The following is a 23,029-nucleotide window of genomic DNA, read 5'->3' as shown; positions in this document are numbered from 1 at the left end:
CATTATCCGCCAAGTCGGCGTTGCGCAGAGAGAAGGCGGCCATTGCGTTTCCGCCTGATGAGTTCCCGACGATGAGTCATAGCGGATTGATTATCAAGTTCAGGAAACTTTTCAATTCTGAGAACCTTCCCGCCCTGTCTGTCCTAGCCCGGGACCGGCGCATCGCACTGCTGGCCTGCCCGCGTCACCGGATGATATTCCGCCAATCCCAGCCACGCAGAACGGACTCCAGGTTTTGCAACTATTGCTCGGCATAAGAATTGCTTACTCGCAATAGAGGCTTTGCCGAAGTAGAACCGAATGTTACTAGCTGGAGCGCAGTATGAATCAGACACCGGGTGTTGTGAGCGCGACGCCGCTTTCACAAACAGCCCCCTCACTGCCCCTTCGGCCGGTACGCATGTTCCTGATCTACCTCGTCCTCGCCTGTGTCGTGCCCGGCATAATCGGCGCTGCCCTGCTCGTTTACCACGAATATCGCGAAAGCCGGGCCGCATTCGAGCGGAATGCCTTTCAGACAACACGAGCGCTGGCGCAGGCCGTCGACAGCCATCTGCACAAGGCTCAGGCAGTTGCGCAGTCGCTTTCGACGTCAGACGCCCTTCGCAGGAAAGACTTCGCGGCTCTCTACCGCCAAGCCCGGGAGTTTCTAACGCTTAATCCGATAGGCAACAGCATCGCGTTAAGCGACACTTCTGGCCAGCAAATCATCAACCTGTCGCGGGACTTCGGTCAGCCCCTTCCCAAGCACGGCAACCTCGAACAGATACGGCGCGTCGTGGAAAGCCGCGAACCCGCCATATCAGGCGTCTTTAAGGGAGCGGTCGCCCAGCAACTGTTGATGACGGTCGACGTGCCGGTGATTCACGACGGCCAGGTGGACTACGTGCTGACTGCCGTTCTCCGTCCCGTCATCTTCAACAACCTCCTGAAGGCACAGGGCCTTCCGTCAGACTGGATTGCCGGCATTCTGGACAGCGAGGGCGTTTATATTGCGCGCACCCACGCTCCCGAACAATTCATCGGCCAGAAGCCAAGCGCTGCGCTTTCCGGGCAGATCAAGAAGTTCATGGAAGGATCGGTGGAAGCCGTGACGCCGGATGGCATCCCTGTGCTTAACATCTATAGTCGCTCTCCCGCGACCGGCTGGATTGTCGTCCTGAGCATCCCCCTTGCAACCCTGGAGGAGGAATATCAGGAGCCCTTGCGAATACTTGCAATCGGCATGTTCGCCGTGTTCGCGCTTGGGTTGGGAGCGGCATGGTGGGCGGGTAACAAGATCGCCTTCTCCATACGCGCACTGGCGCTTCCTGCGCAAGCACTCGGGGAGGGCAACGCAATCGAGCTCCCCGAGGTAAGTATCAAGGAGGCCAGTGAGGTGGCGCACGCGCTGTCGAATGCCTCAAGGCTGCTTCACGAGCGCGCGGAAGCGCTTTTGCAAACAAACGAGGCCTTATTGGCAAAGGATGCGGAACTGACGCGAACCCATCGCCTCGCCAAGTTCGGCACGTGGTACTGGGACCTGGAGACTGATCAAATACGCGAGTCGGACTCTTTGCGCCATTTGTTCGGACGGGACAGCATTCCGTCTTTCACCGCGATGCGCGGCACTGTATTGAGTCCCGACTCCTGGGAACGCGTCAAGACCGCCGTCGAGCAGGCAGTGTCCACCGGCGTTGGTTATGGTCTGGAACTTGAAGTGATTCACGGAAGCGGTTCCCGCATTTGGCTGGAAGCCAAGTGCGAGACGGTTCTAAACGACGATGGAAAAGTAACTGCCCTGCGCGGGTCCGTGCAGGATATTACCGAGCGCAAGCGAGCCGAGCAGCAAATTACCGTGGCAGAGACGCGCTTCCGATCAATTTTCGAGCAGGCCGCCGTAGGCATTGCCCTGGTGGGGCTGGATGGCAAGTGGCTGTATGTCAATGACCGGCTGTGCGACATCGTCGGCTACAAGCGGGAAGACGTGCTTGGCCTCACCTTCCAGGACATCACCTTCGCGGATGACCTGTCGAACGACCTTGCCTTGGTCGAACAGCTCATCGCAGGCCGCATTCCCAACTACAGCATGGAAAAGCGGTACGTCCGCGAAGACGGCAGCCTGGTTTGGGTCAATCTTACGGTGGCACTCATCCGCACTGCCGACGACAAGCCCGACTACTTTGTGTCCGTCCTTGAAGATATCCAGCGCCGCAAGGAGGCCGAGCTCGCACTGGCAAGTGAACGGGAGAGCCGCCAGCAGCAACTCGAAGAGCTCGTTATCGAGCGTACAAAAGCCCTGGAGGCTGCCGTGCAGGACATGAATCGCCTGGCCCACAGCGACGTGCTCACCGGGTTGCGAAACCGGCTGGCGTGCAACCAGCGGCTACGGGCCGAGTTCTTGAGAATGAAGCGTACAGGACGACCGTACACCGTACTGATGCTGGATATCGACCACTTCAAGCGTGTGAATGACACCTTCGGACATGAAACCGGCGACCAGGTTCTCAAGCAACTGGCGCAAACGCTCCAGGGGAGCATCCGGGTGACAGATTTCGTCGCTCGCTTCGGCGGAGAGGAATTCCTCGTGCTGTTGCCTGAAACCGAAGCAGATGGCGCTTTGACTATTGCGGAAAAGATCAGGGCCTCCATCGCCGGACAGGCTTTTCCGGGCGTGAAGCACGTCACAGTCAGTATCGGTGCTTCCCAGGCGAACATGGCAGACGGTAACGAGGAAGTGGCGGTACGTCGGGCCGATATCGCCCTCTACGAAGCAAAAGGGCTGGGCCGAAACAGAGTGTGCTTCTCATAGCGCACCAGCTTTCCTGCTACCTGTGCTCCGCGCATATGTCCCCGGCTCCGCCGCCAAGTCAGTACCCGTCTTTTTTATTTTTCAACCTGAACATCTATGCATACCCGCCTTGATCAATGGATTCGCTTTCTCTCGATTGACGAGAGCGTGCGGACCACTCTCAATGAGCTGGCGCCCATTCTTGAACGTCATCTTGACTCGGTGCTGGACGCCATCTACGACAAAATCTGCAGCAATCCGTCGACACGGAAAATGTTTTCTTCTCCCGAGTCGCTGCGCCGTGCCAGGGAGGCACAACGGCGGCACTGGCTCAACTTTGTATTTGCCGGCAACTTCAACGACGATTACCTGAACGCGACCCGCAGTATCGGCCAGACGCACTACCGTCTTGGCGTCGATCTGCGGTTTTACATGGGGACGTACACGCTGGTGATGGGAGAACTGGCGCAAGTTGTGCTGAAGTCCTTTCCCGATGATGTCGCCACCCAGCACAGGTATCTCTCTGCGCTCAGCCGGGCCAATGCGCTCGACATGGGGCTTTCCACAACCGTGTACTACGACGCGCAGGTCGAAGCGTTGCAGCAGATGGCCAACGAACTGAATTTCGCACTGGCACGGGCCGGAGAGTTCAGGGACAACGAAACAGGGCGACACCTGGTGCGCATGAGCCGCATGTGCCAGGCCTTGGCGCTGGAGATCGGCAAGGATCTGCATTGGGCGCAGATGATCCAGATTGCGAGTCCGCTGCATGATGTGGGAAAGATTGGCATCCCTGACAATATCCTGCTCAAGCCGGGACGTCTCACCCCTGAAGAGCTTGCCATCATGCGGACTCACCCCGACATAGGTGCGACGATCATCCCCGACCATCCCGCCGAGGTAATCAAGATGGCGCGGCGCATCTCGCTCACGCACCATGAACGGTGGGATGGGACCGGCTACCCGGCCGGACTCCGCGGCAAAGAGATTCCTCTCGAAGGGCGAATTGCGACGATCTGCGACGTCTATGACGCACTCGTTTCAGTGCGCCCTTACAAGGAGGCGTGGCCGCAAGAAAAGGCGGTACAGTATCTGAAGGACAATAGCGGGCTTGCCTTCGACCCTGTGCTCGTGGATGCCTTCCTGCAGATGCTTCCTCAAGTGGAGGTCATTCAAAGGCAGTTTGCCGACGACGCCGAGACGGAGCACCTATTGGAAATGGAATAAGCTCGCAGGACGGGATTTCATCCCGTCCTGACGAGCTTCAAAGTGTTCAGGCAAATCAATGGAAAGGACGCGCTATTGGAACTCCACTTTCCGCGAGGAGCATGCTTTCAAAGTCATTTGCGCAAACAGGCTCTGAAAAAAAATAGCCTTGGCCGTAGTCGCATCCCGCTCCCTTCAGAAGCTCCATTTGCTCCCTCGTTTCCACCCCTTCCGCAATGACCATCAGCCCAAGCTTATGCGCCATGGCGACGATTGACTCCGCAATCGCCCGATTTCCGCGGTTTGTCGCCAGGTCCCGAATGAAAGACTGGTCGATTTTCAGGTAATCGATATCGAATTTCTGCAGGTACGCCATCGAGGAATATCCTGTGCCGAAGTCGTCGATCGCTACCTGTATACCCGCGTCCCGGTACTCGTACAGCTTTGAGGAGACTTTCTCCGATACATCCAGCAAAACCCCTTCCGTGATCTCGACGGTCACACAGTCCGGAGGCAGATCGAGCTGTCGCAGATAGCCAAGCCACTTATCCTGTTCTCTGGAGTTGAATTGAATTGGCGACTTATTGATACTGACCTGCAATCGCTTTTTCAGACGGGCGTTCAAGCGCTTGATCGTGCTGACCGCTTCGTGGAAAACGAAATCGCCGATCGCGTTGATCATGCCGGACTCTTCCGCGAGCGGGATAAATTGAGCGGGACTGACATCGCCAAAGAGCGGGTGAGTCCAGCGGACCAGCGCTTCCGCTTTCACAATTGCGCCGCTTTTCAATTCGATGACGGGCTGGTAATACACGGACATCTGATTGGCCTGAACCGCTTCCCGCAGCTCCTGAATGAGTCGCAGACGCATATGCGCCTTTTCATCCATCTCATTGGTGAAGTAGCTGAACCGATTCTTCCCTGCGTTCTTGGCCACATACATCGCCTGGTCGGCCTTGCGGATCAGTTCCTCGGGCGAGTTTGCATCATGGGGAAAAAGGGCGATGCCAATGCTACCCGACAGGAAGGCTTTTTCACTTCCCAATTGGAAAGGGGGTATCAGTGCATTAAGCACTTTTTGTGCGATTTGCTCAACATGGTCGATACCATGCAAATCAGCGAGGATAATCGTGAATTCGTCCCCGCCAAGGCGGGAAACGGTGTCGGTATCCCGGACACACCCCTCGATACGTTGCGCAGCCTGGATTAAAAGCTTATCTCCTGCGTCATGTCCGAACAGGTCATTGACTTGCTTGAAACCATCCAGATCGATAAACAGCAAGGCAACGGCCGTATGCCTGCGGCGTGTATTCAAGACTTCCTGGGCAAACCGGTCCTTGAACATGCGCCGATTCGGCAGGCCGGTCAATGTGTCGAAATTGGCGAGGTTCCAGATGCGCTCCTCCGACTCCTTCCGCGCGGTAATGTCCTTGATCATGCCTGCCACGCGCAGTGGTTCGCCTGTCGAGGACTTCTCGACCAAGACTCCACGAGAGTGGACCCACTTCCAGCTACCGTCCTTGCAGCGCACGCGGTATTCGCTAGAGTACGACGATGTCTTGCCTTCCAGGTGTTCATCCATCGCGGCGTGAGAAACGGGAAGGTCGTCGGGATGCACCAATGAAAACCAGTGGTTCGGATCGTCGCCCAGTTCAGCAGGCGAGTACCCGACAATCTCGCCGTACACTGGGGAATAGAAAATTCTATTCTTCGTTATATCCCATTCCCACACGCCTTCCCCTGCGCCTTCAACGGCCAATTTCAAGCGATTGTTGGCGATCCTCAGCTCTTCTTCCGCTTTCTTCTTGTCTTCGATGTCAATGTTGGTTCCGACCCATTCGCGCACGCTTCCGTCGGAATTCAGAATGGGTACTGCCCGTACCGCGCTCCAGCGGTATTCACCATCGCTGCGCCTGATGCGATGCTCACTTTCGTAGATGACGCCACTCCTTGTGGCAGCGGCCCAGGATTGCGCGACGCGTTCACGATCGTCGGGATGAATCACCTTCAATGCGCCCAATCCGCGCCACTCGTCTTGGCTCTGCCCCGTGAAAGCTCGCCACGACGGAGAATCGGCGGCAATTTCCCCGTTCGGTTCCGCAATCCACACGACCTGGCTCATTGCCGTCACAAGCGAGCGAAAGCGTTCTTCGCTTTGTCGAAGCGCCGCTAGTGCCTTTACTTCGTTGGTGACCTCGATTGTCGCGTGGTAAACGCACACGATGCTGCCATCTTCCCCAAAGATGGGGGTGTTGGAAGCGTTCCAGAATCGCTCCTCGAATATGATCTCCCCATTGGGCAGGGTTTTTTGGATGGGAAAGCGCTGGGCCGCCATGAACTGCACTTCACCCGTCACCACCGCTTTGGCAATCGACTGCCGTAAAGCATCTACGCCTGTATCTTCGGGATCGTCCGGGTTATCGGGGAACACCTCGAAAAGGCCTTTTCCGATCATATCTGCCCGCGACAACGACACACGGTGCAGAAATGAATCGTTTACATCGAGAATTGTTATTTCCGGTGTCGGTGATAAAAGATATGCCCCGATCGGGGAGCTCTTGAAAACGCACTCGTACAGTAGCGGCGGAAACATGGATCCGGTCACGAACCTTCTTAACGAATCTGTCATGTTGACTTGGCAAGGGGCAGGTGTAAGAGATCGGAACCTGCCGATATGTTCCCTTGCGAAAGCTGCGAACGAAGTTGCGCCTGCCCGGCTGATGAACTGCGCAAGACAAATCGCGAACCGGGCGAATGCAAGAGGCCCGCATTATCCCGATCGGACAAGCGGGAATCAGCGTCACCGGCTTCGCTGCTGCAGCTTCTCCTCCTGCAAGCCAAGCACATGGACCGCATGTGCCACCCACGTGCCAAGGACTGCCAGCGAAAGGATGACCATTCCCCTGCCGGCGGCCGGCTGCTGGTCGCTGAGGTAGACACTGCACAACTGCTGGGGTGCATCCTGATACAGCAAGCCTGCAGTCAGGGCCATCCAGGTCCAGTTGAATATGAAGAAGGCTTGCATCACGAGGCCGGCGCTCCGCCAGACTGCACCGGTCAGCGCTCCGGCGACAAGCATGCTCAGTGCCTTGGCCACTCCCACCCTCGCATCGAGCACGGCAAGGTCGAGTGCTACGGGAAGCATCCAGAACGCGGTAATGAGCATTGCGGCGAACAGGGCCGGCAGGCTGTTCGCGTTCCACCGCAAGGGGGTCTCGCCGGAGCGGGGCGAGCGGACCGCCAGCCAGCCGATGGCGAACAGCAATGGCAACTCGATGAGCATGTGGCGGGCCATCGTCGCTTCCAGCCACCCGCGGCCAAGCGCGGCCGCCACAAGAAGCAGAACGGGCAGGATCAGGGCAGGGCGCCTCGTCATTGCGTCACGTCCCTGTTGCGAAGGGCAGGTCGGCCAGAGCGAGATCAGGGCGGTCGATATCATAGGCGCGAACAACGCGCCCATGTCTATCCATCAGGAAGAGTGCCGCGTTATGCGAATAGCCGCCGGCACCGTCCGGCAGCACGACGATCTCGAACAGTTTCAACAACGCCATGAGACTGCCGGTTTCCGTTACGGTGGCAAAGCGCCATACCCCGGCATCGGCTTTCAGTTGGCGTCCATAGGCGGAAAGCACGTCCGGCGTATCGTGAACAGGATCGAAGCTCAAGGTGAGCAGCTTTACCCGGCCTTCCAGGCCGCGTGCAAGGATTTCCTGCTGCAGATAGGCCTGTCCGAACATGCTGGTGCGGCAGATCGTGAGGCAGCGCGTGTACACCCAGGTCACGAACGTCGCGTCCGTCCCGCCGGCGATGTCGGACAAATTGAATACGCGGCCTGCGCCGTCTACCACCGGCGCCGGCGGCAGCGGCCGCGGCGACCGGGCGATATCGATACGCCTGGCACCGTCGGACGTGACTGTCTGGAAGCCGCGCGTCACAGTCCAGAATGCCGCCAGTGCGGCGACGGCAATCAGCAAGATCGCCGCCACGGGCCGCCATGTTGCTGTCCTCATCCTTTGCCGCCCAGCGTGCCGAGCTCCCTGGCCCCATCCCACGGACCTTCGCGGCCGGCGGTCGCGGCACGTTCTTTTGCCACTGCCTCCGCATCGACGCCGGATGCGCTGTTGCCCCATTGACTGCGTACATACGCAGCCACTGCCGCAATCTCTTCATCGCGCAGATTCTTGCCGAACGCGGGCATCGTTCCGTTATAAGTCGTACCGAGCACCTCGATGGGGCCGGTGAGGCCGTGCAGCAGGATCTGGCTTAACACGGCCGGGTCGCCGGTCACCCACGGCGATCCGGCAAGGGGAGGGAATACGCCCGGCAAACCCTGCCCGTTGGCCTGATGGCACGCCTGGCAATTGGCGACATAAATGCCGCTGCCATTCGCGATCCCGCTGCCCGCCGCCGCCGACAATGCCGCCGGATCGCGCCGGTCTCCCAGTGAAGGTTCCCCGTCGGCGCCCTGGATGGCGATATAACTCACGGCCCACACCACCATCGCGATCACCAGTCCGGCTACGACGCGGGGAACGGGGTTGTATTGCTCATGCGGGTCCGCATGCTCCGAATTGCGATTGCCTTGTGCTTTCATTGGCTGTTGCTGACAGGTTGGTTTGCGCTCAGGACCGGATAGCTGCGTTTCAAGCCCTGGAGATAGACGACAAGGTCCACGGCATCGGGTGTCGCCAGAACGGCCTTGCCCGGTGGCACGGTCCCTGGCGGCAGCGTCACGACCTTGTCGTGCTTCGTGACGGCCGTCGCGTCCTTGATTTCGAAGAGGAAGGGATACGCAGGCATGATGCTGCCGGGGACGTAGGCGCGGGGCTGGTATAGATGTCCCAGGTGCCAGTCGGCGCTCGGCTGGCGCACGCCGATGTTGAACAGGTCGGGCCCCGTGCGCATGGTCCCCAGCAAGGGCGGCGCATCGTAGTGATAGTCGGCGGCGACAGATGCCCGCCCCCAACCGCGCGCCGCATCCGCAATGCCGGCGCCGGTGGAACTGGGCTGCTGGGTGTGGCAGGCGATACACCCGTTTGCCATGTACACCTCGCGCCCGCGCAGCTCCTGGCTGGTGTAAGGCTTGAGGCCGGCAGGCGCGGGAACGTCTTTGAGCTGGAGGAAGGGGACGACAATCATGGCGCAGGTGGCCAATGAAAGCGTCACCATCGCCCCGCCCAGGAGTTTGATTTCGTTTTCCATGATTACGCGGGTGAGTGGATTGCGGAACGCTCGGTCTGCGTCAGCACGCCCGAACGCACGACCATGACGGCGAAGTGATACACAAAGACGAGATGCCCGGCGGTCATCAGCGCGCCGCCCAGCGAGCGGCCCTTCAGCCAGGGCAGCGAGACCTCCACGGATTCCATGAAGGGACGGGCGGCGTCGAGCAGCACTGAACCTTGCAAGAGGCCGCCGATGCTCAAGGTGACCAGATAGATTGCGAAGCCGGCCGCGACCAGCCAGAAGTGCCAGCCGATCAGGCTGGCGTGCGGCCAGCGGATGTCCAGAATGCGCGGCATGGCGAAGTAGAAGCCGCCGAACATGACCATCGAGACAAAGCCGTACATGCCCAGATGCGCGTGGGCCACGGTGAAATGCGTGAAGTGCGTCAAGGCGTTGAGTGAGCGGAGCGCTTCCAGCGAGCCCTGCAAGGACGCAAGCGTGTACATCACCGCGCCGAACACGATGAAGCGCAGCGTCGGCGAATGCTTCAGCGCGCTGAAATGGCCCTTGAGGGTCAGGTGCTGGTTCACCGAGAAGGCAACGACGGGAATCACCATCATCACACTCTGCACGATCGACAGTGTGATCAGCCATTCCGGAACCGGGCCGCCGATCAGATGGTGCCCGCCGACCTGCCCGTAGAAGAAGGCAAGCGTCCAGAAGCCCAGCAAGGACAGGTTGTACGAGCGCACCGGGCGGCCGATGACCTTCGGCAGGAAGTAATAGACGGCGGCGATCGACAGGGGCGTGTAGAACAGCCCGAGCACGTTATGCCCGAACCACCAGTTCATCGTCGCCTGCTCGACGCCGAAGTGTGCGCCCGGGATCTTGGCGACGATATAGAGGATGGGGAACCAGAACAAGGCAGCGCCGATGTACCAGACGGAGACGTAGAGGTGGTGCACACGGCGCTGCTGCAAGGTGAAGATCAGCGGCAAGCCGATCATCATCCCGCCCACGGCAAACAGCAGGCCGACCTGCCAGGGAATCTCCAGCCACTCCATGCCGGCGTTCATGCCGTTTGCGATGGCGCCGAGGCCGGCGACCAGTCCCGCGTTCCAGAGCAGCGCCCCGAAAATGGCGAAGCGTCCGCCGACCAGGGGCGTCTTGAGCAGGCGCGGCAGCATCCAGGTGGCCAGGCCGAGCAGGCCCATCGGCGCCCACCCGTAAGCGACGGCGTTGAGGTGAATGGTGCGCAGACGGCCGAAGCTCAGCCATGCCGACTGGTTCAGGAGATCGGGCATGTGCAGTTTGAGCGAACTCACGAGACCGGCCGCGGATGCCAGCAGCAACCAGACGGCGGCGCAGGCAATCAGTACAAATGCGGGGAACGCGCTTGACCGGTCTGCCGCGGCGCGCGCCGCAATCTCGTGATCCTGCATGGATGCCGGCGGCGTTCCTGCAACGGCATTCGCCGTCTGCTGCAGGGCCCGATGCTGTTCCTTGCTGGCGGCCGGTTCTTCGGCATAACCGATCTCTCCCGAGGAAAAGATGGCCGTGGCGCCGCTGGACTCGATATCGAACAGTCCCTTGCGCAGCGACCAGATGAAGGCAAAGAGGCCGACAATGGACAAAATAAACGTGGCTAACAGTAAACCGGTCGGGTTCATAAGTTTCCTTGTTACGACGGCGGCGCGCGACATCCGGCGCCATCCCGCTTCAGGGCGGCATGTTATTGCGCTTGACGTGGATCAAACAGATGCAGAAGCGAACCAAAATAGCGGAGCAGGGATTTTTCCGGCGATGGCTGCAGATCGGTCATCAAAATCCCGCAAGGCGCAAACAGAATGGGAGGAGTGTCGCGGTCAGCGCGCCGGCCAATCCCATCGCCAATCCCGCGAATGCACCCATCTCCTGGTTCAACTGAAACGCCCTTGATGCCCCGATGCCGTGCGCCGCGACTCCCAGGGCAAATCCGCTGGTCCCGGGATCGGTCATTCCCATGCGTTTCAGGATGCCCTGCGCCGTGGTGGCGCCGAGGATGCCGGTCAACATCACCAGTGCCGAGGTCAGTGACGCCGTGCCGCCGATTTCCCCGGTGATGCCGATGGCAATCGGCATCGTCACGGACTTTGCCGCCATCGACAGGACAGTCATGTGCGAGGCGCCGAGCAGCGATGCAATTCCCACCGCGGTAATCACGGATGCGGCCGAGCCGAGCAAGGCGCCGGCCAGCAGCTTGGGCCAGCTGCGTCGAATGCGCTTGAGCTGGGCGTACAAGGGAATCGCCAGGGCCACGGTGGCCGGCCCCAGCAGGAAGTGGATGAAGCGGGCGCCGTCGAAATAGGTTTCGTACGGAACCTGCGCGATGCCAAGGCCCGTCACGAGAAGCGCTACCGACACAGCCACGGGATGTGCAAGCGGGCTGCGGCCGGCCTTCTCGTACACAGCAAGGGAAAACCGGTAAGCCATCAGCGTGGCCAGCAGCCAGGTCACGGGGGAGGCCGACAGGTGCGTCCAGACGCTATCAGCCATGATCGATGCGCCGCGTGACTACGGCCGTGGCGGCGATCGACACCCATGTACTGATCGTCAGTGCGGCGAGGATAGGGAGCCACTCGTCGGCAACACGATCCAGGTGCTGCATGATGCCGACGGCGGCAGGGATGAAAAGCAAGGCCATGTGGCGGAGGAACTTCGTCGAGAACACCGCCAGCCTTTCTGCTTCGTGTTCCCTTGCAAGCAGATACAGGAACAGAAGGAGCATGCCAATGACCGGGCCGGGGATCGGGATCGAGAAGGCGAAAGCAGCGCCTTCACCGAGGGCTTGAAACACAAGAATCTTTGTTGCGCTGTCGATCATCGCGATGCCGGTTCTCTTCGTCCTCGGGGCAATGCAGATTGTAGGTGGGACGGAGCGAGGAAAACAGGATCAGATATGCCTGAAAACAGCGGATCAGAAAAGCAGGCCGGCGGCACCGGTTTTTGCTTCCACCGCCGTGTAAAAGATGGTCAAATGGTGCGGCCATGGGCATGGAAAGCACAGAATGCAGAAAGCCGCGCAGCACGTAACAGAAAATTCCCCATGGCACGCCGCTGACATTGATGAAAGAGCAAACGCGCCCATGAAACGCTACGAGTTGCTGGCTGAAGAGATCGCCCAGTCGATCCGCACCGGTGTGATGAAACTGGGCGACCGCCTGCCGTCGGTCAGGCAGGCAAGCACGAGCAGGGGTGTCAGCCCCTCCACGGTGTTCGAAGCCTATTACCTGCTGGAAGCGCGCGGCCTGATCCGCGCGCGCGAGCGGTCCGGGTATTACGTGATCGCAGGCGCGAAGACGCTGCCGCCCGAACCGGATATTGCTTCCCGTCCCACCGGCGAATCGACAACCGTTGATGTGAGCCGGCTCGTGTTCGACGTGCTCGAATCGGTCAAGACCCGGGATATCGTCCCGCTGGGGTCGGCGTTTCCCAGCCCCTTGCTGTTTCCACTGCCGCGGCTGGCACGGTCGATGGCCTCCTGTGTGCAAGAGATGGACCCATGGAGCACCGTTGACGACCTCACGCCCGGGAACGCCGGTTTGCGGCGCCAGATTGCACTGCGCTACCTCGCCGACGGACTGCACCTGCACACCGACGAAATCGTCATTACCAACGGTGCGCTTGAGGCGCTCAACCTGTGTCTGCAAGCCGTGGCGCGTCCGGGCGATTGCGTCATCATCGAATCGCCGACATTTTATGCGGCCCTGCAAGCGCTCGAACGCATCGGCCTGAATGCCATCGAAGTGCCGACCCATCCGCGCGAGGGCATCGACCTCGCGGCGCTTGCTCTTGCGCTTGAGCGGCACAAACCGAAAGCGTGCTGGCTGATGACCAACTTCCAGAACCCGCTGGGCAGCCTGATGCCGGACGAGAAGAAGCGGGCGCTCGTGGAATTGCTTGAGTCGCACGACGTGCCGCTGATCGAAGACGATGTTTACGGAGAGCTGTATTTCGGCGCCAAGAGGCCGGTATCGGCGAAAGCCTTCGACACCAAGGGCCTTGTCATGCACTGCTCGTCGTTTTCCAAATGCCTCGCTCCCGGCTACCGGATCGGCTGGGCGGCTCCCGGCAGGTTCACGCAGGAAGTGGCGCGACTGAAAGTGACGATCACGCTTTCCGCTTCCGCGCCGGCGCAAGCCGCCCTTGCCGATTACCTCGCCAAAGGCGGCTACGACAAGCACCTGCGGCAGCTGCGGCACGCACTCTCGGTACAGCAAAGCGCGATGATCCAGGCCGTGGTGCGGCATTTCCCGAAAGGGACGAAGGCAACCCGGCCGAACGGAGGCTACTTCCTGTGGATCGAGTTGCCAGGGAACGCCAATGCCCTCGAAATACACCGGCAGGCGCTATCCCTCGGAATCAGCGTTGCGCCGGGTCCCATGTTTTCGGCGCAACGCGGGTTCACGAATTGTCTGCGCTTGAACTATGGCCATCCGTGGGATGCAAGAACGGACGAGGCATTGGCCACGCTCGGCAGAATCATCGCCGCGAACATGGAGGGCAGGGCAGTGGCCTGAGCGTCAACGCGCTGCAGGATTATCGGAAGAAGAAACCGGTGGGGAATGGATCGGAGTCTTCCAGCACCCACTGGTTGAAGCCGCTGATATGCGCGCTGCCTGTGACCTCGGTAATGGCGCCGTCGAACTCGCCGACCTTCACGGGCTCGACCACGCGTACGGAAAAGCTGCTGCCGACAATGCTGCCGTTGACGTAGGGCTGGTTCAGCGGCAGCGTGCCGCGCAGATACAGTTGCGCGGCACGCCCCGAGGTGCCGGTTCCTGTCGGCGAGCGGTCAACTTCGCGGTCGGCGAAGATGCACACGTTCGACTGGTCCACGCCCGGCCTGTTCGGCGCCCCGTCGACGATGGTTCCGTACAGCGCATTCAGGCCGGGCTCCAGCGGATGCTCGATCCTGACCTTCGCTTTCACCGCCGCCTTCGTTTCTGCGCCCAGCTGGATCAGCGAACGGACCAGCTCGGGACGGATTTCCAGCCCGGCCTGTTCACCGTTGATGTAATAGTAGAAGGCGCCGCCGAAGACAATGTCGCCGACGATACGGCCAAAGGAAGGCGTCTCGACTTCAACATCGCGCATGAAGATGAAGGCCGGGACGTTCCTGAACGTGACGGCGCCGGCGCGGGCGCCGTCCCACTCGACCTGCGCCTCGATGAAACCCGCCGGCGCATCGAAGCCGATGCGCGTGACCGGACTGGTCCGCTCCACATAGCCCATTTCCACCAGCACCTTGCCCAGCGCGATGATGCCGTGGCCGCACATGTCGCTATACCCTTCGTTGTGAATGAAGATCACCCCGAAATCCGCACCCGCCGTGGTCGGCGGGAGCAGATAGGCGCCGTACATGTCGGCGTGGCCGCGCGGCTCGTTCATCAGGAACTGGCGCAGGTCGTCCCGGTGCTCCTTGAGCCACGCGCGTTTTTCCAGGATGTTCTTGCCGGGCACCGGCGGCATGCCCGACACCAGGATGCGCAAGGGCTCGCCGCCGGTATGGGCATCGATGGTCTGGATCGTACGGAGAAAATTAAGCATCGTTCACTCGGGTTGTTGATTCGTGCGGAGATCAGTAGCTGGTGACGGCAACCGGTTCGCCGCCCTTGAACTGGAAGACGGTGACGGGCGACTGCTTGAGGTCATGCTTGTCATCGAACTCGTAGGCCGCCGCCACGCCCTTGTACTTGATCTTGGCCAGTGCCGGGGCATACTGCTTGGGCTCGACCGAATTGGCTGCCTTCATTGCCTCGGCGATCAGCATCATCCCGTCATAGAACGAGGCAGCATAGACCTCGGGCGGGCGGTTGTACTTCTTCTTGTAGTCGGCAGCGAAGGCGGCGCCGGCCTCGGCCTTGTCGAGGATCGCCCCGCCTTGCGTGCAGTAGACCTGCTGGCCGACCGCTTCGCCGCCCAGCCGTCCCATCTCCGGCGAGCAGATCCCGTCGCCGCCCAGCAGCAGCGCGTTGAAACCGATCTGCTTCATCTGGCGCGCCATCGGGCCACCCTGGGGCGCATAACCGCCATAGAAGATCGCATCCGGCTTCTTGCCCTTGAGCGACGTCAGGATGGCCATGAAATCGCTCGCCTTATCGTTCGTGAACTCCCGGCCAATGATCTGCACGCCATTGGCCTTCGCCACTTTCTCGAATTCGTTTCCCAGGCCCTGGCCGTAGGCCGTCCGGTCATCGACGATGGCCACGCGCTTGACCTTCAATTCCTTGGCGGCGTACAGGGCCATCTTGCCGCCCAGCTGGATGTCGTTGGCGGCAACGCGATAGACGTAGGAAAACCCCTGCTCGGTCACCTTAGGGTTCGAAGCGACCGTTGCCATCACAATGCCGGCATCGTTGTAGACCTTGGATGCCGGAATGGTCACGCCCGAGTTGTAGGGCCCGACGATCGCCTTGACGCCGGCATCGACCAGCTTCTGCGCGACCGTGACGCCGGCGCGCGGGTCAGCCTGGTCATCCTCCACCAGCGGCTCGAACTTCACCTTCTTGCCGCCGACGGTGATGCCCTGGCTGTTCAGGCGCTCGATGGCCATCAGGAAACCGCCCTGGTTATCCTTCCCTGCGGCAGCCTGCGGTCCTGAAAGGGGGCTGCTGAAACCGATCTTGACCGCTTGCGCCTCCTGCGCCCAGGACGCCGGAGCAGCGAGAGAAAATGCGATGATTCCGTAGAAAAAGATGCGTTGTTCCATTGTCCCCTCCATAAAGTGAGTGGCTGCTGCCTGGTTGCAACTTCGCGTGCTGCACGCCGAAGGTGCTTACAGTATAGCCAAAGCGGTTTTGTTAAGACCCGCCGCGGGGTGAGGTGAGCGCTCAGCCGACAAGGAAGATTTTCACCAGTTCGGCGAGGCAGAGGCGACCAAGTAAGGTCAGGTGATTCGGGAATGCCAGCAGGTTCGCAACCTGCAGGCATTTTCTTTTGGCGGGGTGCGAATAAGCAGGTGGCCCAGACTTCCCAAAAACGCCAGTTTTCGCTGCGTCGCAACCCCGGCTTTACTTAGCCATAAGAGCCTTGGCTTCTTCCAGGCTGGCGTGCTCAAACGCGGGTTCGAAGTCGTCCAGCTCGGCCGACGTCAATCCCACTTCCGGGGTCAACGCCACAGATTTCCACTGGATTACCGCTTTCACCACCTCCGCCAAAACCTGTTTTGCCTGGTCCGGCTTAAGTTCGAATCTCGCGGCCTGCCCTAGAAGCTGCTCAATGGCGGTTATCGGCCCCGTGTCCTCGCTTAGCCACGTCTTTGACTCGCGGTCCTTGTCCGGAAATGGGTTCAAGTCGAAGGCGGGAGACAACCGCCACAGATTTTTGTCGACATACAAAAAGCCAATGTTTTGCAGATGGTCGTCGACGTTGGTAATGAGGTGGTTAAAGACCAGGCGGCGCCAGAGTTGTTTAGCGTCCTCTGCAAAATTCAGACATTTGGAGCGCATTTCATCGACCACCTCGGTGTAAGCGTGTTCCGCGTCCCGGCTTGCTTGCAGAAGTGTGGCCCCAGACATGTAAGGGATACGGCCGTCCGTTGTCGTACGGTCAAAACGACGAACAATCGCCACCGGGATGCCTTGGACCGGGAAGATGCGCGCGTCGGCGGCGTCAATGCCGGCCAGTCGCGCCAAGCGTAAAGCCAGCACCTCCCCGCGCGTGACGCTGCGCTCGTCCTTCACGCTTGGAAATTTGCCCAAGGCGAGTGTGCCGTCCTCGTCGAGGATGGTGCACTTCGGCCGCATGCCGCCCAGCGACGTTCCTTTTCCTTGCAAGTACTCCAGGTCCGCCACCGTTTCCTGGCTGAGCTCGACGGCGCGCGAAGCGGCCATCATCTTTTCCAGCTCCAGCATTGGCGGTGTCGTTCGCCGGCCTTCGTCGGCGCTGCGCAGGTACCCGCCGTTGGCGTCCCGAATGCGAAGCGCACCAATACGGCTAAAGTCATCCACTGCACACAGATAGTCCAACTCCGTCAGTGCGGCAAGCGCCGGATTCTTCTTGCGCTCTTTCGCATGCGCGCGGGCGATGAGGCGCCGGCCCCAGGCGTCCGGTTCTGTGTCTGCCAAGGCAAGGAAGAAGAGCGAATCGTCTTTGCTTGGCGGCTTGCGGGTCTGGTAGGAGACATCCGCCACCAAATCGGGTGAAATGTTGAAAAATTGCGCGTCTCCCAACCACGCTTCACGGTAAGCAAACTGCGAAAACTGTCGCGCCCCATCCTTCCGGAAAATCAATCTGCCCGCGGCCAGCGCGGCTTTCCCGACGCAGACGTCGAGCTCGACTTTGACGCCCAAGTCTGGCTTGGGTTTCTTTGTTTGGTTCGCATTCATGGCAAGTCGGCGAGCAGCTAGAACGCCCCTTGTTCTGGAGTACGCCGCGGCGCGCGCACGCGCTGTGGAAGATTTTCATCCATCAAGGTGAGCCCCACTGTGTCTTGCGAGCTGTCCAAGAGGAGTTCCAGCTTGTCGAGCTCCCCGAAGACTTGCAAAGCCCGGGCAAAGTGCTGAAGCGCGGTTCCAGGGCTGCCTTCTTCCATCCGCCGCACTGTATTCACAGAGGCGCCAATGCGCTCTGCCAGCATATCTTGCGACATGTGCCGGCGCCGACGCGCAAGGGAAATGCCTTGGCCTACGCGGCGCAGTGCACGTTCAACAGGTAAAGGAAGGGGGGTGACCATAATTAATGCCCAAATATGGATGATAAAGCGGGATTAGCGCCAAAATATGGATGATTATGCCGCGAGACAAGCAGCCAGGCAAGTCGGACCCATTTAGCAACCAAATATGGCGCCTTACCTCAGGCCACCGCTCATATATGGGTTGTAACGGGAACATCGAGGCGTAGGCGCGACACCTCGCGCTTGAGCTGCGCAATCTCTCCAAGCGCGAGCAGGAATTGATGCTGGGCGGCGACAGGATTCGAAAAATCCGGAAGTTCATCTGCAGCCGCCGGAAGACCCGTGCCGCGCACATGCTCGGCGATCCGCAGGCGGATGTATTTCAGAAGGACGCTCGTCGAATTGCGGATGCTTTGCGCCTTCGGTCCGCCCCAGCGCTACACGCAGTAGCGGCCGACATCGGCGACCGTGTATTCGGCATGCTCACGCTCGATAGCGTCGCAGGCGGCGCGCTAGGGCCTACCCTGGCTCAATGGATCGATGGCGGCGCTGCCCGAGAGAAGAGCAGACCATGATCTCGTGAGGCGCAAGAATCCTGCGGCCCATGTCACGTTTTAGCAGCCCGGCTCGTCTTGATCATGGAACCACTCAGGATTTTGCTCCATGACCAATATCTTCCGTATCGTCTTTGCCGTGATCTGCATCGGAAACGGGCTCGCCATGCTCGTCGATCCCGGCCGCTGGTATCTCACCGTCCCAGGCGTCATCTTCACCGGCCCGCTGAATGTCCATTTTGTGCGCGACATCGGTTGCGCCTACCTCGTCACCGGCCTTTCCTATCTGTGGCTCGCTCGCAACCGCGACGCCTGGCCGGCCGCGGCGGCCGGCACCGCCTTCCTGGCGTTCCACGCCGCCGTGCATCTGTTTGAAGTGGCGTGCGGCATTGTCGCCCCAAGCACCGTGTTGCGCGACCTGCCCGGCGTCTACCTGTTTCCGGTCGTCGCATTGTGGCTGGCATGGCCCCGGCCGGCGGCGGTCGGCCCGGCGGCGCGAGCGCTTCAAGGACATAGCGCGTCGACAAGCGCTTCGGCAGGCCTTGGCGGCGACACCAGGTAACCCTGTATCTGCAAAAGGGAGAGCGAGATGTCTGAACCAAGGATTCACGGCACCTGCCTGTGCGGCGCCGTCACCTACGACGCAGAGGGACCGTTCCAGGTCATGGTCCATTGCCATTGCTCCCGTTGCCGCAAGTCGACCGGCACCGGGCATGCCACCAACCTCACGGTCGACCCGGCACAATTCCGCTGGCTGGCCGGGGAGGATGCGATCGCCCGCTATGACTTGCCGCAGGCAAAGAGCTTCGGCAAGTGGTTCTGCCGCCACTGCGGTTGCCCGGTTCCGCGCATGACGCGCAGCGGAAAGCTGATGGTGATCCCGGCCGGCTCGCTCGACGTCGCTCCGCCGCTTTCCCCGTCCGACCACATCTTCTGGTCTTCACGGGTCTCCTGGGGCTGCCCGAGCGGCGGTTTGCCCACGCATGAAGAATATCCGGACGCCTGGCGCTGACGATCGCCTACGCGTGTTCCTTCCTCCGATACCAGTTTTTTTCCAGGATGGCGAACAGGATCAGGGCGTAGGCAGCCAGCCTTATCGTGTAGTAGACGAAGGTGTCTTCGCTTTGCATGTCGGTGAAACACAGAATGATACGGTTCACCCCCTCCAGCATGAAGGACATTGCGAAATAGAGAAAGAAGCGGTCGCCCGTGCTGCGCCAGAACCGGAAGAAGAACAGGCTGACTGTCAGCGACGCCATCGCGATCGCGCCCGCAAGTACGGCATTAAGCGTATTCATTCATCCTCCCATACAAGTCCGTACAGCAAAGGCAGCAGCGCCACGAGGGCGGCGACCAGCCGCATTGTCGACAGGTCGCCGGCGGTATAGAACAACCGGTCGACGATGAGGATGATGTTGTTGATGAACATCCCCGAAAAGCAGAGGCCGCTCCACAGGAGCAGGCGATGTCTTGACACGACATAACTGCGCAGGAGCAGATACGCGCATGCGAGCGCCGTGAGCGCGCAAAGGGTGTAGATTACCGCGGCCATGCTACGGCTCCTTTCTCCATTTGAAGGCATCGGCAAACTGCTGCGCCTTCTTGCTTGTTTTTGAGTGAATCAGATTGGTGACGTCGACGAGGTTCTTCGCATAGGTCTCCGCCAGCCGGTCGATCATCTGCAAGAGATCGCCGGAGGACGGTTGATAGCAATAGAGCGGCGGCGCCCGCGAAATGGCGCTGGCGATACCGGCTTCATGCAGCTGCGTCAGCAGTTCGTCGGCGGCTTTCTCGCTCATGTAGAGCCGCTGCGCGACCTGCTTGCTGTTCCAGGCATTCGCCGGCCCGTCCCGCAGCAAGAGCATTGCTTCCAGGTAGGGGACGGACGGAATGCTGATCAGCACGAAACGCTTTACGTCGTCGGGGATGGGAGCCCGATCCATAGTTCCTCACTTTGATTGCACACGATGCCGCCGGCGAAACACGCCGGAAACGGTGCATGGACATGAAATTTGTTCTTCCCGGCTTGGGGATGCAGGGGAGAAGCGATATAGTCTTCGCCAACGCCTGCATTGGCGCAATATTAACTTAACGGATTTGGACAAAATATATTGCGCCAAATGTAGTTTTGATGCAAGATGCCCCGGGAGAGGATCATGACGAGCCGAAGGAAAGCGAGCGCGCCGGAAGAGCCGGAACAAACCGGCGAAGCGGACGCTCCCCACATGGAGGCGCTGAAAAAGCTGCGTATTGTCATCCGCGCGGCACAGCGTCACTCGAACTGGATTGAAAAGCAATGCGGTGTCACCGGCGCGCAACTGTGGGTGATGCAGGAACTGCACGAATCGCCCGGACTGCGGGTTGGCGACGTCGCGCAAAGGCTGGCAATCCACCAGACCACCACCAGCAACCTGGTCGACGCCCTCGTGAAGAAGGGCTACGTGGCCAAAGCACGTGCCAGGGATGATCTGCGCGTGGTGAAGCTTGCCCTCTCCGAGCAAGGCGAAGCGGTGATCAAGCGTGCGCCGGTTCCGGCGCGCGGCCTGTTGCCGGAGTCGCTGCGCAAACTGAGCGCGCAGCAGTTGTGCGAGCTTAACCAGGGTCTGCAGGCGCTCCTCGATGTGATGGAACGCGCGGATGAAGCCTATGCGCTGCAACCGCTGCCGTTCACGATGTAAGTCCGGATGACGACTGAAGCAGCACTTCCGGTGCTGCAAGGCCCAAGGCAGGTAAGGCAGGTATGTCTCTTCCTTTTTTTGAACACGGCGCACGGCGCATCCAGGAATTGGTCAAGCCGGGCATGCTGTGCGCGTTCGATTTCGACGGCGCCCTGGCGCCCACCGTGAAAGAGCCGCACAGGGCGTCGATTCCGCCCTCGGTGCTGCGGCGGATGATTACTCTCTCTGAATACGCGCGTGTGGCTGTCATTTCAGGCCGTTCGCTGGCCGATGTCGGGGTGCGTCTGGACTTCCTGCCGGACTTCGTCATCGGCAACCACGGACTGGAGGGTCTTCCCGGCTGGGAAGACGACGCCGGGCGTTACCAGACCCTCTGCCTGGAATGGGAGCGGCAGCTCAAGCCTGCGCTGGCGGACCGCGTACTGTTCGATTCCGGCATCCGGCTCGAGAACAAGACCTACTCGCTGTCCGTGCACTACCGGATGTCGCCGGACCGCGCGCAAGCCGAGCAGCGCCTGCTGCAGCTCTTTTCCGCACTGGCGCCGCGCGCCAGGATCGTGCCCGGCAACTGCGTGCTCAACCTGCTGCCGGCCGACGCGCCCGACAAGGCGAGTGCGCTGTCCCGCCTGTTTGCGCTGAGCGGCGCCTCGAGCGCGATCTATGTCGGAGACGACGCGACTGATAATGATCTGGCCCAACTGCGCCGCCAAGGCTGGTTGACGGTACAGGTCGAACGCTCGGGCGAGAGCGCGGCGGAATTCTGCCTGCACCACCGCCTCGATGTGCCCGAACTGCTGGATGCACTCGTCGGCCGGCTCGGCACGGCACGGCTGGCATCCCGGGCAGCACCGAAACACGCGACGGCCGGCTGAGGCTTCCATCGCGTCTTACTGCTCGGTTGCTATCAGCGGCTCTCGGGGAAATTGCAGGGGGCGCTGGAGCGCGGCATCCACGATCGGCGCGAACGACGGCGCCGCCTCCCTCTGCGCAAGGCAGGTGCCGCTTTCTTCCACTTTCCCGCCCAGCGGAATGCTGATGCTGAATTGAAGCAGAGTGTCCTGGTCGGCGTCGTGGAAGTCCTGCGACAGCCTGAGGCTCCAGTTGTCCTTCGCAAGGCCCAGGTCCAGACGGCCGGCATCGCTCCCTGCGCTGTAACCGCCATGCAGCTGCAGGCAGTTGCCGAAATACTGCTGAAAGGAGACGCGGCCGGAAGAGAGGAATTCGCGCCGCAGCGAACCGGGATACGGACGGTAATCGATGTGGGAAAACTCGCGGCGCAGCTCGATCCTCGATTGCCAGGTAGGGCGAAGGCCGAGGTTCAGCATGAAGCCATCGAGTTTTCCGGAAGCGACGCTGGCCGGGCGGTCTTCATCGAGCTCGTTCATTTCCAGGGGCAGCATCGCGGGCGCGGAAGGCGTCGCATCCACCCGGTAGAGCGCCAGGCCCAGGCCGGACAGGTAACGATTCTCCGGCCAGTATTTTCTCGCGCTAAGCAGGAAACTGTTTTGCCGGAAGCCGGGTGCTTCGTCATAGGACGACAAGAAGCCGCTTCCCACGGTACGCAACTGTGCGCCTGACAGCCGGAACCGCACATTGCGCCGATGGGCGTACACCGCATTGGCCACGATCTCCGCGTAATCGGTATCGCGCGTGAACGTCGTTCCGGCGCCGAGCCGATTGGTCAGCAGCACGCCGTAATCGACCGCAAGCGAAGGCCCCAGTCCGGAGGAATGATCGAGGCTGGCTTCCCATTTTTCAGATCGCGTTTCGTAGGCGAGGGTGGCGCTTTCTTCGTCCACTGCCCAATGCCACGGCGGTGGAATATCCGCACCGGGAAGGCTGGGCAAGTCCTGCGGCTTGACGCCTGCACTCGCAGCGACGGAAACGGCGAACGAACAGATGAAGCTCAGCCGGAGTGCGCCGGCCAGCAGCGGTTTGAAATGGGAAAGAGTGGCAGCCACACGAGTGCGATGCATGTTGTCGGCTCCGGATTGGAGAG

Annotated in this window: 25 protein-coding genes; 9 read left to right on the top strand and 16 right to left on the bottom strand. The window is 60.6% G+C overall.

Features of this window, described 5'->3' with window-relative positions; genetic code table 11:
* The first annotated feature begins 322 nt into the window (after positions 1–322).
* A complete protein-coding gene (locus VFF99_RS03600) occupies positions 323–2,791 on the top strand; it encodes a diguanylate cyclase (RefSeq protein WP_325015077.1) in 2,469 nt (822 codons plus the stop codon).
* Between the two features lie 96 nt (positions 2,792–2,887).
* The gene (locus VFF99_RS03595) at positions 2,888–3,997 is read left to right on the top strand and encodes a protoglobin domain-containing protein (protein ID WP_325015075.1); all 1,110 of its coding nucleotides are present in this window, start codon (positions 2,888–2,890) and stop codon (positions 3,995–3,997) included.
* A 55-nt stretch (positions 3,998–4,052) separates the two neighbouring features.
* On the opposite strand, the gene VFF99_RS03590 is transcribed toward VFF99_RS03595, so the two are convergent.
* The 8 genes from VFF99_RS03590 to VFF99_RS03555 form a co-directional block, all read right to left on the bottom strand.
* A complete protein-coding gene (locus tag VFF99_RS03590) occupies positions 4,053–6,581 on the bottom strand; it encodes a sensor domain-containing protein (RefSeq protein WP_325015073.1) in 2,529 nt (842 codons plus the stop codon).
* Positions 6,582–6,776: 195 nt separating this feature from the next.
* Positions 6,777–7,352, bottom strand: coding sequence for a DUF1404 family protein (locus tag VFF99_RS03585; RefSeq protein WP_325015071.1), 576 nt, complete (start codon positions 7,350–7,352; stop codon positions 6,777–6,779).
* A 4-nt stretch (positions 7,353–7,356) separates the two neighbouring features.
* A complete protein-coding gene (locus VFF99_RS03580) occupies positions 7,357–7,986 on the bottom strand; it encodes an SCO family protein (protein WP_325015069.1) in 630 nt (209 codons plus the stop codon).
* Positions 7,983–8,570 carry a cytochrome c gene (locus VFF99_RS03575; RefSeq protein ID WP_325015067.1) on the bottom strand — a complete coding sequence of 196 codons (588 nt, stop codon included), beginning with the start codon at positions 8,568–8,570 and terminating at the stop codon, positions 7,983–7,985. The genes VFF99_RS03580 and VFF99_RS03575 overlap by 4 nt, the downstream gene beginning before the upstream one ends.
* The gene (locus VFF99_RS03570; RefSeq protein ID WP_325015065.1) at positions 8,567–9,178 is read right to left on the bottom strand and encodes a cbb3-type cytochrome c oxidase subunit II; all 612 of its coding nucleotides are present in this window, start codon (positions 9,176–9,178) and stop codon (positions 8,567–8,569) included. Before VFF99_RS03570 ends, VFF99_RS03575 begins: the two co-directional genes overlap by 4 nt.
* A gap of 2 nt (positions 9,179–9,180) precedes the next feature.
* Entirely contained in the window at positions 9,181–10,812 is a 1,632-nt protein-coding gene (locus tag VFF99_RS03565) for a cbb3-type cytochrome c oxidase subunit I (RefSeq protein ID WP_325015063.1), read from the bottom strand.
* Between the two features lie 151 nt (positions 10,813–10,963).
* Positions 10,964–11,677, bottom strand: a complete 714-nt coding sequence (locus tag VFF99_RS03560) for an LrgB family protein (protein ID WP_325015061.1) — start codon at positions 11,675–11,677, stop codon at positions 10,964–10,966.
* On the bottom strand, positions 11,670–12,005 hold the full coding sequence (locus tag VFF99_RS03555) for a CidA/LrgA family protein (RefSeq protein ID WP_325015059.1): 336 nt from the start codon (positions 12,003–12,005) through the stop codon (positions 11,670–11,672). The genes VFF99_RS03560 and VFF99_RS03555 overlap by 8 nt, the downstream gene beginning before the upstream one ends.
* Positions 12,006–12,080: 75 nt before the next feature.
* Here VFF99_RS03555 and VFF99_RS03550 point away from each other — a divergent pair, with 75 nt between their 5' ends.
* Positions 12,081–12,242, top strand: a complete 162-nt coding sequence (locus tag VFF99_RS03550; protein WP_325015058.1) for a hypothetical protein — start codon at positions 12,081–12,083, stop codon at positions 12,240–12,242.
* Between the two features lie 25 nt (positions 12,243–12,267).
* Complete coding sequence (locus VFF99_RS03545; protein WP_325015056.1) at positions 12,268–13,701, top strand: PLP-dependent aminotransferase family protein; 1,434 nt, start codon at positions 12,268–12,270, stop codon at positions 13,699–13,701.
* Between the two features lie 19 nt (positions 13,702–13,720).
* On the opposite strand, the gene lhpH is transcribed toward VFF99_RS03545, so the two are convergent.
* The 4 genes from lhpH to VFF99_RS03525 form a co-directional block, all read right to left on the bottom strand.
* Positions 13,721–14,731 carry a trans-3-hydroxy-L-proline dehydratase gene (gene lhpH, locus VFF99_RS03540; protein WP_325015054.1) on the bottom strand — a complete coding sequence of 337 codons (1,011 nt, stop codon included), beginning with the start codon at positions 14,729–14,731 and terminating at the stop codon, positions 13,721–13,723.
* A 31-nt stretch (positions 14,732–14,762) separates the two neighbouring features.
* On the bottom strand, positions 14,763–15,893 hold the full coding sequence (locus tag VFF99_RS03535) for a branched-chain amino acid ABC transporter substrate-binding protein (protein WP_325015051.1): 1,131 nt from the start codon (positions 15,891–15,893) through the stop codon (positions 14,763–14,765).
* A 301-nt stretch (positions 15,894–16,194) separates the two neighbouring features.
* Positions 16,195–17,511, bottom strand: a complete 1,317-nt coding sequence (locus VFF99_RS03530; RefSeq protein WP_325015050.1) for a HipA domain-containing protein — start codon at positions 17,509–17,511, stop codon at positions 16,195–16,197.
* A 17-nt stretch (positions 17,512–17,528) separates the two neighbouring features.
* Positions 17,529–17,858 (bottom strand): helix-turn-helix transcriptional regulator, encoded by a 330-nt coding sequence (locus tag VFF99_RS03525; protein ID WP_325015048.1) that lies wholly within the window; start codon positions 17,856–17,858, stop codon positions 17,529–17,531.
* A gap of 221 nt (positions 17,859–18,079) precedes the next feature.
* Here VFF99_RS03525 and VFF99_RS03520 point away from each other — a divergent pair, with 221 nt between their 5' ends.
* The 3 genes from VFF99_RS03520 to VFF99_RS03510 all read left to right on the top strand — a co-directional run bounded on the left by VFF99_RS03520 (position 18,080) and on the right by VFF99_RS03510 (position 19,364).
* Positions 18,080–18,373: a hypothetical protein gene (locus VFF99_RS03520; protein WP_325015046.1), complete on the top strand. Its 294-nt coding sequence runs from the start codon at positions 18,080–18,082 to the stop codon at positions 18,371–18,373.
* Positions 18,374–18,461: 88 nt separating this feature from the next.
* Positions 18,462–18,914, top strand: a complete 453-nt coding sequence (locus VFF99_RS03515) for a hypothetical protein (protein WP_325015044.1) — start codon at positions 18,462–18,464, stop codon at positions 18,912–18,914.
* A 27-nt stretch (positions 18,915–18,941) separates the two neighbouring features.
* Positions 18,942–19,364: a GFA family protein gene (locus VFF99_RS03510; protein WP_325015042.1), complete on the top strand. Its 423-nt coding sequence runs from the start codon at positions 18,942–18,944 to the stop codon at positions 19,362–19,364.
* Between the two features lie 7 nt (positions 19,365–19,371).
* Here VFF99_RS03510 and VFF99_RS03505 read toward each other — a convergent pair whose 3' ends face one another.
* The 3 genes from VFF99_RS03505 to VFF99_RS03495 are packed head-to-tail and all read right to left on the bottom strand — an operon-like array spanning position 19,372 to position 20,295.
* Positions 19,372–19,650 carry a DUF5985 family protein gene (locus VFF99_RS03505; protein ID WP_325015040.1) on the bottom strand — a complete coding sequence of 93 codons (279 nt, stop codon included), beginning with the start codon at positions 19,648–19,650 and terminating at the stop codon, positions 19,372–19,374.
* A complete protein-coding gene (locus VFF99_RS03500) occupies positions 19,647–19,904 on the bottom strand; it encodes a DUF5985 family protein (RefSeq protein WP_325015038.1) in 258 nt (85 codons plus the stop codon). Before VFF99_RS03500 ends, VFF99_RS03505 begins: the two co-directional genes overlap by 4 nt.
* A gap of 1 nt (position 19,905) precedes the next feature.
* Positions 19,906–20,295 carry a hypothetical protein gene (locus tag VFF99_RS03495; RefSeq protein ID WP_325015036.1) on the bottom strand — a complete coding sequence of 130 codons (390 nt, stop codon included), beginning with the start codon at positions 20,293–20,295 and terminating at the stop codon, positions 19,906–19,908.
* Positions 20,296–20,508: 213 nt separating this feature from the next.
* On the opposite strand from VFF99_RS03495, the gene VFF99_RS03490 reads away from it, so the two are divergent.
* Positions 20,509–21,030: a MarR family winged helix-turn-helix transcriptional regulator gene (locus tag VFF99_RS03490; RefSeq protein WP_325015034.1), complete on the top strand. Its 522-nt coding sequence runs from the start codon at positions 20,509–20,511 to the stop codon at positions 21,028–21,030.
* Positions 21,031–21,092: 62 nt separating this feature from the next.
* A complete protein-coding gene (gene otsB / locus VFF99_RS03485) occupies positions 21,093–21,902 on the top strand; it encodes a trehalose-phosphatase (RefSeq protein WP_325015033.1) in 810 nt (269 codons plus the stop codon).
* Positions 21,903–21,917: 15 nt separating this feature from the next.
* On the opposite strand, the gene VFF99_RS03480 is transcribed toward otsB, so the two are convergent.
* Complete coding sequence (locus tag VFF99_RS03480) at positions 21,918–23,006, bottom strand: hypothetical protein (RefSeq protein ID WP_325015031.1); 1,089 nt, start codon at positions 23,004–23,006, stop codon at positions 21,918–21,920.
* Positions 23,007–23,029 lie beyond the last annotated feature (23 nt).

It is taken from the genome of Noviherbaspirillum sp. (assembly GCF_035654295.1).
Taxonomy (GTDB): Bacteria; Pseudomonadota; Gammaproteobacteria; order Burkholderiales; family Burkholderiaceae_D; genus Noviherbaspirillum.
Note: the sequence above shows the minus strand (reverse complement) of the source record. Positions and strands in the feature narration are given on the sequence as shown.